Genomic DNA, 12,771 nt, shown 5'->3' with positions numbered 1-12,771 from the left:
CGCGCATCTTATCCGAAAACCGCTTCACGTTTTTCGAGATGCGCTCTTTGGGAGTTTTCCATGACCCTCGTATTGAAGCCCGGCAGCGTGCCGCTTGAAACACTTGAAACAATCTATCGCGAGGGTCTCCCCGTCCGCATCGACCCTGCTTTTCACGCAGGCGTCGAAAAGGCTGCGGCTCGCATTGCGGAAATCGCAGCAGGGGACGAACCCGTTTACGGCATCAATACCGGCTTCGGAAAGCTTGCCTCGATCCGTATTGCGGCGGGCGATGTCGCCACGCTCCAGCGCAATCTGATCCTGTCGCATTGCTGCGGCGTCGGCGAACCGCTTTCGGAAAATATCGTGCGCCTCATCATGGCGCTGAAGCTGATTTCGCTCGGTCGCGGCGCTTCCGGCGTGCGGCTTGAAGTCATCACCCTCATCGAAGACATGCTGAAAAAAGGCGTGATCCCGATGATCCCGGAAAAGGGTTCCGTTGGCGCGTCTGGCGACCTTGCACCGCTGGCGCACATGACTGCGGCCATGATCGGTGAAGGTGAAGCCTTCTATAAGGGCGAGCGTCTACCCAGCGCGAAGGCACTGGAAAAGGCCGGACTGAAGCCGGTCGTGCTTGCTGCCAAGGAAGGGCTGGCGCTCATCAACGGCACGCAGACCTCGACTGCTCTGGCACTGGCCGGTCTTTTCCGTGCGCATCGCGCCGCACAGACAGCGCTGATCACCGGCGCATTGTCCACCGATGCCGCCATGGGGTCGGACGCACCTTTCCACGAGGAAATCCACACGCTACGCGGCCATAAGGGCCAGATCGACGCTGGCCGGGCACTGCGCGCCCTGCTCGAAGGTTCCGTCATCCGCCAGAGCCACCTTGAGGGCGACCAGCGCGTGCAGGACCCCTATTGCATTCGCTGCCAGCCGCAAGTCGACGGCGCCTGCCTCGACATTCTGCGTCAGGCAGCCCGCACGCTGGAAATCGAAGCCAATGCAGTCACCGACAATCCGCTCATTCTCTCGGACGGTCGCGCCGTGTCGGGCGGCAATTTCCATGCCGAACCTGTTGCCTTCGCCGCCGACCAGATTGCGCTGGCCGTCTGCGAAATCGGCGCGATCTCGCAGCGCCGCATCGCGCTTCTGGTTGACCCCGCCCTCTCCTTCGGTCTTCCGGCCTTCCTCGCCCGCAAGCCGGGCCTCAATTCCGGCCTGATGATCGCAGAAGTCACTTCTGCGGCACTCATGAGTGAAAACAAGCAGATGGCGCATCCGGCTTCCGTCGATTCCACCCCGACCTCGGCCAATCAGGAAGACCATGTGTCCATGGCTTGCCATGGCGCACGCCGTCTTCTTCAGATGACCGCCAACCTCAACGCCATCATCGGCATCGAGGCGCTGACCGGCGCGCTCGGCGTCGAGCTGCGCGAGCCGCTGACCACCAGCCCGGAACTGGCCAAGGTCATCGCCGTGTTGCGCGGCAAGGTGCCTACGCTGGAGGACGACCGCTATATGGCCGACGATCTCAAGAATGCCGCTGAGCTGGTGGTTGACGGTGCACTTGCCGGGGCGGTTTCGAGCGGCATCCTGCCCTCTCTGGAGGCGTGATCATGAGCGCCTTTGAAGTCAGGCAGGGCACGTCGCCCGTCATTCTGGGCCTTCCCCATACGGGCACGGATGTTCCCGACGACGTCTGGTCACGGCTCAACGACAATGGCCGCATCCTTGCCGATACCGACTGGCATATTCACCAGCTCTATGATGGCCTTATCGAGGGCGCGACCACAGTGCGCGCCACCTTCCATCGCTATTGCATCGATGCCAATCGCGACCCGGCGGGTGTCAGCCTCTATCCGGGACAGAACACCACGACGCTGATCCCGGAAACCGACTTTGACGGCATTGCCATCTGGAAAGACGGCGAAGCACCAAAGGAAGCCGATATTGCCGACCGCATCACGCGCTTCCATAGGCCCTATCACGACGCGCTTTTAGCCGAGATCGAGCGTGTGAAGGCGATCCATGGCGTCGCCATCCTTTATGACTGCCATTCGATCCGCTCGCATATTCCGTTCCTGTTCGAAGGCAAATTGCCGGATTTCAACATCGGCACGGACATGGGCAAGACCTGCGATCCGAAGATCGAAGCTGCCGCCGTTGAGGTTACGAGACGGGCCGAAGGCTACACGTCGATTCTCAATGGCCGCTTCAAGGGCGGCTGGACGACGCGCCATTACGGCAAGCCGGAAACTGGCGTTCACGCCATCCAGATGGAGCTTGCCCAATCCACGCATCTTGCGACCGAAGCGGTTCCCTTCGCCTATGACGAGGCCAAGGCGGACGAGCTTCGCGTGCATCTCAAAACCCTTTTGCAGCGGCTGGAAACAATAGCCGCAGAACTGAAATCCTGAGGAGAACACCATGTCCAATCCACGCCATAACGAGCGCGAAGTACGTAGCCCTCGCGGAGACGAACTCAACGCCAAGAGCTGGCTGACCGAAGCGCCGCTTCGCATGCTGATGAACAACCTTGACCCCGATGTCGCCGAACGCCCGCACGAGCTGGTCGTCTATGGCGGCATTGGCCGGGCGGCCCGGACATGGGATGATTTCGACAAGATTGTCGCGACCCTCAAGACGCTCAATGAAGACGAAACCTTGCTGGTGCAGTCGGGCAAGCCGGTGGGCGTGTTCCGCACCCACAAGGATGCACCGCGCGTTCTCATCGCCAATTCCAACCTCGTGCCGCATTGGGCGACCTGGGATCACTTCAACGAACTGGATAAGAAGGGTCTTGCCATGTATGGCCAGATGACCGCCGGTTCGTGGATCTACATCGGCGCGCAGGGCATCGTTCAGGGCACCTACGAAACCTTCGTGGAAGCCGGTCGCCAGCATTATGATGGCAACCTCAAGGGCAAATGGATTCTGACCGGCGGCTTGGGCGGCATGGGCGGCGCACAGCCTCTGGCAGCCGTCATGGCAGGCGCTTGCTGCCTTGCGGTCGAATGCGACGAAACCCGCGCCGATTTCCGCCTGCGCACCCGTTACGTCGATGAAAAGACCCATAGCCTCGACGAAGCGCTGGCCAAGATCGATGAATGGACCAAGGCAGGCGAAGCCAAATCCATCGCGCTCATCGGCAATGCGGCTGAAATCTATCCGGAACTCGTCAAGCGCGGCGTGCGCCCCGACATCGTCACTGACCAGACCTCGGCGCATGATCCGGTGCATGGCTATCTGCCAATCGGCTGGACCGTCGCCGAATGGCGCGCCAAGCAGGAAAGCGATCCGAAGGGCGTTGCGAAAGCCGCCCGCGCTTCGATGAAGGTGCAGGTTCAGGCCATGCTCGACTTCTGGAATGCTGGCATTCCAACCGTCGATTACGGAAACAACATCCGCCAGATGGCACTTGAAGAAGGTCTGGAAAACGCCTTCGATTTCCCGGGCTTCGTCCCTGCCTATATCCGCCCGCTGTTCTGCCGCGGCGTCGGCCCGTTCCGCTGGGCTGCCCTTTCCGGCGATCCGGAAGATATCGCCAAGACCGATGCCAAGGTGAAGGAGCTGCTGCCAGACAACAAGCACCTGCACAACTGGCTCGACATGGCAAAGGAACGTATCGAGTTTCAGGGCCTGCCAGCACGCATCTGCTGGGTCGGTCTCGGCGACCGCCATCGTCTCGGCCTCGCCTTCAACGAAATGGTCCGCAATGGCGAGCTAAAGGCACCAATCGTTATCGGTCGCGATCACCTCGATAGCGGCTCGGTGGCTTCGCCAAACCGCGAAACGGAAGCCATGAAGGATGGCTCGGACGCAGTCTCCGACTGGCCGCTGCTCAATGCTCTTCTCAACACCGCTTCGGGCGCAACGTGGGTGTCGCTCCATCACGGCGGCGGCGTCGGCATGGGCTTCAGCCAGCATTCCGGCATGGTCATCTGCTGTGACGGCACCGAAGATGCCGATCAGCGCATCGGTCGCGTGTTGTGGAACGACCCGGCCACCGGCGTCATGCGCCATGCCGATGCGGGCTACGATATCGCACTCGACTGGGCGAAGCAGCAGGGCCTGCGCCTTCCAGCCATCCTTGGCAACTAAGAAATCAATGAAAGGCGGTCCTTCCGGGGGCCGCCTTTTTCATAGCTGGATAATACTTAAATACTGGGGAATAACGATGACAGACGTAGCGCTTGGCCGTAATGAGCCCTCTCGTGGATCGGCGGCTTTGAAACTGGTCATATACAGCTTCATAGGCATATTTTTCTTTTTCGTGCCCGTCACCATTGGCGGTAAATCGACCATCCTGCTCGATCACGCCGCGACCGCGATTGCCACGCAGCTTCGCCCTGCCGCTCTCGTTTTCGTCTGCTTGCTTATCGCTTATGGTGCCTTTGCACCTTTCGTAACGGGCACGTGGAAAAAGAATGTAACCGAAAGAATTTTCTCGGTTCTGCGTCTGCTCGGCCTCATCGCGACTGCCATGTATCTTGCCAATATCGGTCCGGCTGCACTTTTCACGCCCGATATGCTGCCGTTCCTGTTCGACAAGCTCGTATTGTCGGTCGGCCTGATCGTGCCGATCGGTGCACTGGCACTGGCTTTCCTGATTGGCTATGGCCTGCTCGAATTTACCGGCGTCATCGTACAACCAGTCATGCGTCCGATCTGGCGCACGCCGGGATGGTCGGCCATCGATGCCGTGGCATCGTTCGTCGGCAGCTATTCGCTGGCACTTCTCATCACCGATCGCGTTTATAAGGAAGGCAAATACACCGCCCGCGAAGCGGCGATCGTCGCCACCGGCTTTTCCACGGTATCAGCCACCTTCATGATCATCGTCGCAAAGACGCTGGGCCTTATGGACGCGTGGAACCTCTATTTCTGGACCACTTTCTTCGTGACTTTCATTGTCTCCGCGATCACCGCACGCATCTGGCCATTGAGCCGCATGGATCATCCGGGCGACCGCGACACCCCATTGCCCGAAGGCAAAGGCCGTATTCAAACGGCAATCGACACCGGCATCCAGCAGGCACAAAATGCCCCCAAGCTTCTGCCGCTTCTCGGGGCGACGTTCCTTGATGGCCTGCGCATGGCAGCCATGATCCTGCCCAGCATCATGGCGGTCGGGCTTCTCGGTCTGCTTGCATCCAAATATACGCCGATCTTCGACCTTCTCGGTCTGGCGCTCTATCCGTTTACATGGCTTGCGCAACTGGCCGATCCGATGCTTGCCGCAAAATCCATGGCGTCCGGCCTTGCAGAAATGTTCCTGCCAGCCATCCTCTTGAAGGACGCCGATGTCGTTCTGAAGTTCGTTGCCGCCGTTGTCTCGGTCAGTCAGGTTCTCTTCCTGTCGGCCTCAATCCCTTGCGTTCTTGCCACCTCGATCCCGCTCAAGTTCCGGGACCTGATCGTGATCTGGTATATCCGCACGGCACTCAGCATCCTGCTAACAGCACCAATTGCCTTCTGGGCAGCATCCAATGGATGGCTCGGTTGATGGTCGAAATTCTCAAGGCCGAAAGTCATCGCCACATGCCATGGAAAAATGGCGGCGGCGTTACGGTCGAAATCGCCGTCCATCCGGAAGGAGCGTCAGTCGATAATTTCGACTGGCGCATTTCCATGGCGACCGTCGCCAGCGATGGCCCGTTTTCCGTCTTTCCCGGCATCGACCGCACATTGTCGGTGCTGGAAGGAGACGGCATCTTGCTCGATGTCGAAGGACAGCAGAGCACCCTCACCTGCGAAAGCGTACCGCTGTTCTTCGCTGCGGATGCTCAATCCAGCGCACGGCTGATCGGATCGGCCATTACAGACCTCAATGTGATGACCCGGCGCGGACGGTTTGCCCATATGGTCCGGCGCTTGCCCGTCAACGGCACCACGCTCACCCAGGCCAATGGCAATCTGGTTCTTCTTTTCTGTGCCGAAGGTCAGATCGATCTGACACTCGCGGCGAAAACGACAAAACTTGAGCAGCATGATTGCGCGGTCGCCACAAACTGCGACGCCTTGCCTCTTGAACTAAAGGGGAAGGGAGCAGCTTACCTGATTTCGATTAGCCCAATCTGATCAGTAGTTTACGACTATTCCATCGAGAATGAAGTATTCAAAGAACCGCAACGAACTCTCTGGACAGACGATACGGTCCTGTTAATTTGACAGGAGTAAGAGACAAAAAAGTCTCACTATAAAAGGGGTACTACACATGAAGAAATCATTGCTTGCCGGGGCGGCACTAGCAGCTTTCACGTTAACGTCTGCGGCGCACGCTGAAACTGCCGTTTCCCTTGGCTTTTCCGGCTGGACCGGCTTTGCTCCGCTGACGCTTGCCAAGGAAGCCGGAATTTTCAAGAAGAATGGCCTCGACGTCACACTGACCAAAATCCCGCAGGCAAGCCGCCATCTGGCCCTCGCTTCCGGTGATATCCAGTGCGCGGCCACCACCGTTGAAACATGGATTGTCTGGAACGCGGCTGGCGTGAAGACCAAGCAGATATTCCAGATGGACAAGTCCTACGGTGCCGATGGTATTGCGGTGCGCGCCGATGTGAATTCCTTCGCCGATCTGAAGGGCAAGACGGTTGCCGCTTCTGCTCCGGGTACGTCACCCTATTTCCTTCTCGCCTTCATGCTCGCCAAAAACGGTATGACGACCAAGGACGTCAAGGTCGTCAATATGGAGCCGGGACCGGCTGCACAGGCTTTCGTGGCCGGCCAGAACGATGCCGCCATGACCTACGAGCCTTATCTTTCCACCGTGCGCGCAGCACCCGACAAGGGCAAGATTCTTGCCACCACGCTCGATTATCCTGCGGTCATGGACACGGTCGGCTGCACGCCCGATTTCCTTGAAAAGAACCCCGAAGCCGCCAAAGCGCTTGCCGACAGCTACTTTGAAGCGCTGCAGATGATCGCTTCCGACAAGGCGAAATCCTATGAAATCATGGGCAAGGACGTGAAGCAGTCGGGCGAGGATTTCGGCAAGTCGGCAGACTATCTGCGCTGGCAGGACAAGGCAGCCAACCAGAAGTTCTTTGAAGGTGAATTCAAGGAGTTTTCAACCGAAGCCGCCGATCTTCTGCTGAAGGCGGGTGTGATCAAGTCGAAGCCCAATCTCGATGACATCGTGGATACAAGCTTCATCAAGTAACATCGCTTCATATGCAAGCCCGGACGACACGTCCGGGCTTCCTTATTTTCCGCCCGTCGAGTGCGGCGGATGCGCGACTAAACAGGAAAATATATGCAGCCCTTGCAGCCGATAGGCAGTCAGACCCGGATATTACTGGGCATTCTATTCTTCATTCTCTTCTTTGTGTTCTGGGGTATAGCCACTCTGGGCGGCTTCGTTTCCCCGACTTTTCTTGCCGATCCCATCACCATGGTGAAGGACGGCTGGGATCTTATCGCCAATCAAGGCTTTATGTCCGATATCGGAATGACTGTCTGGCGCGTGCTTGGCGGCTTCGTACTGGCAAGCGTCGTTGCCATTCCGCTCGGCATCGCCATGGGCGCATACAAGCCGATTGAAGCGCTGCTGGAGCCCTTCGTCTCTTTTGCGCGCTATCTTCCCGCTTCGGCGTTCGTTCCGCTGTTGATCCTCTGGTCAGGCATTGGTGAAACACAGAAGCTGCTCGTCATCTTCATCGGCGCGGTGTTCCAGATCATTCTCATGATCGCCGTGACGGTCTCCAATACGCGTCGCGATCTTGTCGAAGCAGCCTACACGCTCGGCGCGTCGAACAGCGGCATCATTCGCCGCGTGCTCATGCCTGCCAGCGCGCCAGACATTGCCGAAACATTGCGCCTCGTGCTCGGCTGGGCATGGACCTATGTGATCGTGGCCGAACTCATCGGCGCATCGTCCGGCATCGGCTACATGATCATCAACTCTCAGGCACTGATGGCCACGGGCCAGATCATCTTCGGCATCATCGTGATCGGCGTCATCGGCCTGATCTCGGACCTTGCCTTCAAATATTTCAACCGCTGGCTCTTTGCATGGAGGTTCGCATAATGGTTACCAAAAGCGACCAGGAACTTGTCATCAAGGGCGTGAGCCGTACCTTTCCGGGCGTCCATGGCGGCAAGCCGACACTGGCATTGCAGCCGACCGACCTCGTCATCCCGAAAAATGATTTCGTGACCGTTCTCGGCCCCTCGGGCTGCGGCAAGTCCACGCTTCTTCGCATCATCGCCGGTCTCGACAAGCCCACCACCGGCACCGTGATGCTGGAGGGCAACCCTGTCACCGGACCGGGTGCAGATCGCGGTATGGTGTTCCAGTCCTACACGCTGTTTCCGTGGCTCACCATCCGGCAGAATGTCGGCTTCGGGCTTCGCGAAAAAGGCGTGCCGGAAAAGCAGGCGCGTGAAATCGTGGACAGCTATATCGACAAGGTCGGACTACGCGGCTTTGAAGATCACTGGCCAAAGCAGCTTTCGGGCGGCATGCAACAGCGTACGGCGATTGCCCGCGCACTCGCCAACGACCCAAAGATTCTACTTCTCGACGAGCCGTTCGGCGCGCTCGACAACCAGACCCGCGGACTGATGCAGGAGCTGCTGCTCGGCATCTGGGAGCGGGAGCACAAGACAGTCATCTTCGTCACCCACGACATTGAAGAAGCCATATTCATGGCAACCCGCGTGGTTACGATGACGGCTCGTCCGGGCAAGATCAAATCGATCACGCCGGTCGATATCGAGCATCCACGCACCTACCACGTCAAGGCAAGCCCGGAATTCTCCGAACTACGTCTGAAGTTGACGGAAGAAATCCGCAGCGAAGCCATTGCGGCAGCAAAGCAGGCTGCCTGAAAATAGCTGTTTCCCATTGCAGCCGACTGACCTATGAAAAGACTGCGACTTGATCGCAGTCTTTTCGTTTCAGGACACATCCAATCATGGCCGTTTCAGCAGAAGAACTTGAAAACCGCATCGTCTATGTCAACGGCGAATATGTTTCCGCCCGCGATGCGCGCATTTCCATCTTTGACCGTGGCTTCCTGTTCGGCGACGGTATTTACGAAGTGACTGCCGTGCTCGAAGGCAAACTCATCGACAGCGAGCCGCATATGCGACGCCTGCGACGCTCGACCGGCGAGATCGGTATTCCGATGCCGATGAACGAAGACGAGATCGTTGCCATCGAGCGTGAGCTGATCCGCCGCAACAATCTGACTGAAGGTCTGGTCTATCTGCAGGTGACACGCGGCGACGGACGCGACCGTGATTTCGTGCCCGCGAAAGGTATGAAGCCTTCGGTTGTCCTGTTCACGCAGGAAGCCAATCTGCTCGACAAGCCTGCGCTGAAAACCGGTGCCCGCGTGCTTTCGCTGGATGATCTGCGCTGGAAGCGCCGCGACATCAAGACGGTCTGTCTGCTGCCGCAAGCGCTTGCCAAGGAAATCGCCAAGAACGCCGGTTGCGATGAAGCGTGGATGATTGAAGACGGCTATGTAACCGAAGGCGCATCGTCGACCGCCTATATCGTGACCGAAGATGATGTCGTCGTCACGCGCCCGAACAGCAACTCCATCCTGCCCGGCTGCACGCGGCTTTCGCTCCTGCAGCTGATCGCCGAGACCGGCATGAAGCTGGAAGAGCGCCTCTTCACCATTGATGAAGCCTATGCGGCAAAGGAAGCTTTCCTCACCAGCGCAGGCACATTCGTCACACCGATCACCGTCATCGACGAGAAGACCATCGGCACGGGGAAACCGGGCCCAGTTGCCCAGCGCCTGCGCGAAATCTATCTCGATCACGCGCGCCGAACGGCGATCTGAAAACTGAACTGCCGCACGCCAGTGAAGCGGCTAAGATTTTGGTTATGGCGAGCCGAAAATGGTGGAGTTTGAGAGCCGGAGCGCAGCGTACTAAAGGTACGTGAGCACCGGAAGCGCAAAACAACGCCATTTGCAGGCCGCCAGAGCCGAAATATCAGCGTTTCTGGTTATAGACGTCGATGCAGACAGCCCCCAGCAGCACGATCCCCTTGATGACCTGCTGATAGTCGATGCCGATGCCGAGGATCGACATGCCGTTGTTCATCACGCCCATGATGAGCGCGCCAATCACAGCACCCGTCACACGGCCCACACCGCCATAGGCGGAAGCACCACCGATGAAGCAGGCCGCGATCACGTCCAGCTCGAAGCCGATACCGGCCTTGGGCGTTGCCGTGTTAAGGCGCGCCGCAAAGACCAGGCCAGCAAGCGCCGCCAGCACACCCATATTGACGAAAGCCAGAAATGTCAGCCGTTCGGTCTTCACGCCCGAAAGCTTGGCCGCATGCCGGTTCCCACCCACCGCATAAATCTGCCGCCCGAGCACGGTTCGATTGGTGAGGAACGCATAGGCCGCAATCAGAACAGCCATGATAATGAGGACGTTCGGCAATCCGCGATGCATTGAAATCAGCAACGACAAATAGGCAATCGCCGAAAAGAACAGGATGTTCTTGATGACGAAAAGGCCAAAAGGCTCGGTTTCCACTTCATGCGCGATATGACGCTGACGCGATTTCACATTCTGCCAGATCATGAAACCGGCCAGTAGCACGCCGATGATGAGCGATGTCAGATAGACGCCACCCGTCGTGCCGATGATTTCCGGAATAAAGCCGGACGATAGTTTCTGGAACACGACCGGAAACGGCCCGACCGACTGGCCGCCTAGCACGGCAAGCATCAGCCCCTTGAAGACCAGCATGCCAGCCAGCGTGACGATAAAGGACGGAATATTGAAATAGGCGACCCAAAAGCCCTGCATTGCGCCGATAATGCCCCCGGCCAGCAGGCAGAGAATGGCTGCAATGGGAAACGGCACGCCCCATTTAACCATCATCACAGCCGCGAGCGCACCGATAAAGCCACAGACCGAGCCGACCGAAAGGTCGATGTGCCCGGTGACGATGATAAGCAGCATACCAAGCGCCATGATGACGATATAGCTGTTCTGCAGAACCAGATTGGTGAGGTTCAGCGGCTTCATCAGCACACCGCCAGTCACGATCTGGAAAAAGATCATGATCGCGACCAGCGAGATCAGCATGCCGGATTCGCGCAGATTGTTCTTGAGATAACGCCCCACGCTGCTCGCCGGAGCTTTCGATCCACTTCTTCCGATGATATTCTCGCTCATGGCCGTTTTCCCTTGTTCCGCATGATGGCGCGCATGATGTTTTCCTGCGTTGCTTCCTCGCCAGCGACTTCGCCGACGAAGGCACCTTCATGCATGACGACGATGCGGTCGCAGATGCCGATCAGCTCCGGCATTTCCGAAGAAATGACGACCACGCCCTTGCCGCTATCCGCCAGTGAATTGATGATTGTGTAGATGTCATATTTCGCGCCGACATCGATGCCGCGCGTCGGTTCATCGAGGATCAGCACGTCGGGTCCGGTGAAGAGCCATTTGGACAGCACCACCTTCTGCTGGTTACCGCCCGAAAGCGTGCCTGTCTCCTGATAGACATTGTGGCAGCGAATGCTCATCTGTTCGCGATAAGAATTCGCGATCTTCATTTCGCGAATATCGTCGATGATGCCTTTCGGGCTGACGCCGCGTAAATGCGCAAGAGAAATGTTGCGCGAAATATTTTCGCCTAAGACCAGGCCGAGCTTCTTGCGATCCTCGGTTACATAGGCAAGCCCCGCTTTGATGGCCCGCGCCACAGTGGAAATATCGGCATTGTTGCCGTTGATACGCGCCTCACCGCTGATATTCGTGCCCCATGAACGCCCGAACAGGCTCATGGCGAATTCTGTGCGTCCCGCCCCCATCAACCCGGCAATGCCGACGATTTCGCCTGCCCTCACCTTGAACGACACGTTCTTGACCGAGTGCCGCTCCGGATGCAGCGGGTGATGCACTGACCAGTTGTCGACTTCGAAAATCACCTCACCGATTTTCGGATCGCGCTTCGGGTAGCGGCTTTCCAGATCGCGGTCGACCATCTTGCGGATAATATCGTCTTCCTCGACCTCGCCCGCATTGCAGTCGAGCGTCGCCACTGCCTTGCCATCGCGCAGCACCGTGATCTTGTCGGCAACTTCGCGGATTTCATTGAGCTTGTGCGAAATGAGGATCGAGGTGATGCCTTGAGCACGAAACTCACGCAGAAGCGCCAGCAATGCCGCGCTGTCCGTCTCGTTGAGGCTTGCGGTCGGTTCGTCGAGGATCAGAAGCCGCACGCGCTTCGACAATGCCTTGGCAATTTCGACAAGCTGCTGCTTGCCGACACCAATATCGGTGACAAGCGTATCGGGCGATTCCGACAGGCCAACCTTCTGCAAAAGCTCGCGGGTACGCTTGTGCACCGTACTGCGGTCGATGACGCCATAGCTTGCCGGTGGATTGACGAGGAAAATGTTCTCGGCAATCGTCATGAGCGGTATGAGCGCCAGCTCCTGATGGATGATGACAATGCCAAGCGCTTCGGAATCGTTGATGTCGCGAAACTGCCGCTCTTCGCCGTCGAAGAAGATCGACCCCTCGTAGCTGCCATGCGGATACACACCCGACAGCACCTTCATCAAGGTCGACTTGCCTGCTCCATTCTCGCCGACAAAGGCATGAATCTCGCCCGGCATGACCGTGAAATTGACATCGCTCAGCGCTTTGACGACGCCGAAAGACTTGCTGATGCCGCGCATTTCCAGAAGCGGCTTGCCGGCGATTTCCGGCTTACCGTCAGACTGCTCGCGCAGGACAGGATTGGCTACATTCATCGCTCGCTCCCATTACAAATCTGCTCTGCCATTGCCCTCAACG

The 12,771-nt window shown here is 58.1% G+C and carries 11 protein-coding genes; 9 read left to right on the top strand and 2 right to left on the bottom strand.

Annotation, left to right across the window (positions count from 1 at the left end; genetic code table 11):
• Positions 1-60: 60 nt before the first annotated feature.
• From hutH to OANT_RS07370, 9 genes are all read left to right on the top strand, one after another.
• Positions 61-1,596, top strand: coding sequence for a histidine ammonia-lyase (gene hutH, locus OANT_RS07410; RefSeq protein ID WP_012091500.1), 1,536 nt, complete (start codon positions 61-63; stop codon positions 1,594-1,596).
• Positions 1,597-1,598: 2 nt separating this feature from the next.
• The gene (hutG, locus tag OANT_RS07405; protein WP_012091499.1) at positions 1,599-2,399 is read left to right on the top strand and encodes an N-formylglutamate deformylase; all 801 of its coding nucleotides are present in this window, start codon (positions 1,599-1,601) and stop codon (positions 2,397-2,399) included.
• 10 nt (positions 2,400-2,409) lie between these two features.
• A complete protein-coding gene (gene hutU, locus OANT_RS07400; RefSeq protein WP_012091498.1) occupies positions 2,410-4,083 on the top strand; it encodes a urocanate hydratase in 1,674 nt (557 codons plus the stop codon).
• Between the two features lie 76 nt (positions 4,084-4,159).
• Positions 4,160-5,488, top strand: a complete 1,329-nt coding sequence (locus tag OANT_RS07395) for a YjiH family protein (RefSeq protein WP_010659501.1) — start codon at positions 4,160-4,162, stop codon at positions 5,486-5,488.
• Complete coding sequence (locus tag OANT_RS07390) at positions 5,485-6,063, top strand: HutD/Ves family protein (protein ID WP_040130075.1); 579 nt, start codon at positions 5,485-5,487, stop codon at positions 6,061-6,063. The genes OANT_RS07395 and OANT_RS07390 overlap by 4 nt, the downstream gene beginning before the upstream one ends.
• A 136-nt stretch (positions 6,064-6,199) precedes the next feature.
• Positions 6,200-7,144 carry an ABC transporter substrate-binding protein gene (locus OANT_RS07385; protein WP_012091495.1) on the top strand — a complete coding sequence of 315 codons (945 nt, stop codon included), beginning with the start codon at positions 6,200-6,202 and terminating at the stop codon, positions 7,142-7,144.
• Between the two features lie 93 nt (positions 7,145-7,237).
• The gene (locus tag OANT_RS07380; protein WP_012091494.1) at positions 7,238-8,011 is read left to right on the top strand and encodes an ABC transporter permease; all 774 of its coding nucleotides are present in this window, start codon (positions 7,238-7,240) and stop codon (positions 8,009-8,011) included.
• Positions 8,011-8,814: an ABC transporter ATP-binding protein gene (locus OANT_RS07375; RefSeq protein WP_012091493.1), complete on the top strand. Its 804-nt coding sequence runs from the start codon at positions 8,011-8,013 to the stop codon at positions 8,812-8,814. Before OANT_RS07380 ends, OANT_RS07375 begins: the two co-directional genes overlap by 1 nt.
• An 86-nt stretch (positions 8,815-8,900) precedes the next feature.
• Positions 8,901-9,782 (top strand): D-amino-acid transaminase, encoded by an 882-nt coding sequence (locus OANT_RS07370; protein ID WP_012091492.1) that lies wholly within the window; start codon positions 8,901-8,903, stop codon positions 9,780-9,782.
• 154 nt (positions 9,783-9,936) lie between these two features.
• Here OANT_RS07370 and mmsB read toward each other — a convergent pair whose 3' ends face one another.
• Positions 9,937-11,139 carry a multiple monosaccharide ABC transporter permease gene (gene mmsB / locus OANT_RS07365; RefSeq protein ID WP_012091491.1) on the bottom strand — a complete coding sequence of 401 codons (1,203 nt, stop codon included), beginning with the start codon at positions 11,137-11,139 and terminating at the stop codon, positions 9,937-9,939.
• Positions 11,136-12,728: a multiple monosaccharide ABC transporter ATP-binding protein gene (gene mmsA, locus OANT_RS07360; RefSeq protein WP_012091490.1), complete on the bottom strand. Its 1,593-nt coding sequence runs from the start codon at positions 12,726-12,728 to the stop codon at positions 11,136-11,138. Before mmsA ends, mmsB begins: the two co-directional genes overlap by 4 nt.
• Positions 12,729-12,771: the final 43 nt, after the last annotated feature.

It is taken from the genome of Brucella anthropi ATCC 49188 (assembly GCF_000017405.1).
GTDB lineage: Bacteria > Pseudomonadota > Alphaproteobacteria > Rhizobiales > Rhizobiaceae > Brucella > Brucella anthropi.
Note: the sequence above shows the minus strand (reverse complement) of the source record. Positions and strands in the feature narration are given on the sequence as shown.

Bases quoted from the DNA above. Each gene is read 5' to 3' on its own strand.
- hutH (WP_012091500.1), top strand. From the start codon at position 61: ATGACCCTCGTATTGAAGCCCGGCAGCGTGCCGCTTGAAACACTTGAA.
- hutG (WP_012091499.1), top strand. From the start codon at position 1,599: ATGAGCGCCTTTGAAGTCAGGCAGGGCACGTCGCCCGTCATTCTGGGC.
- hutU (WP_012091498.1), top strand. From the start codon at position 2,410: ATGTCCAATCCACGCCATAACGAGCGCGAAGTACGTAGCCCTCGCGGA.
- OANT_RS07395 (WP_010659501.1), top strand. From the start codon at position 4,160: ATGACAGACGTAGCGCTTGGCCGTAATGAGCCCTCTCGTGGATCGGCG.
- OANT_RS07385 (WP_012091495.1), top strand. From the start codon at position 6,200: ATGAAGAAATCATTGCTTGCCGGGGCGGCACTAGCAGCTTTCACGTTA.
- OANT_RS07380 (WP_012091494.1), top strand. From the start codon at position 7,238: ATGCAGCCCTTGCAGCCGATAGGCAGTCAGACCCGGATATTACTGGGC.
- OANT_RS07375 (WP_012091493.1), top strand. From the start codon at position 8,011: ATGGTTACCAAAAGCGACCAGGAACTTGTCATCAAGGGCGTGAGCCGT.
- OANT_RS07370 (WP_012091492.1), top strand. From the start codon at position 8,901: ATGGCCGTTTCAGCAGAAGAACTTGAAAACCGCATCGTCTATGTCAAC.
- mmsB (WP_012091491.1), bottom strand. From the start codon at position 11,139: ATGAGCGAGAATATCATCGGAAGAAGTGGATCGAAAGCTCCGGCGAGC.
- mmsA (WP_012091490.1), bottom strand. From the start codon at position 12,728: ATGAATGTAGCCAATCCTGTCCTGCGCGAGCAGTCTGACGGTAAGCCG.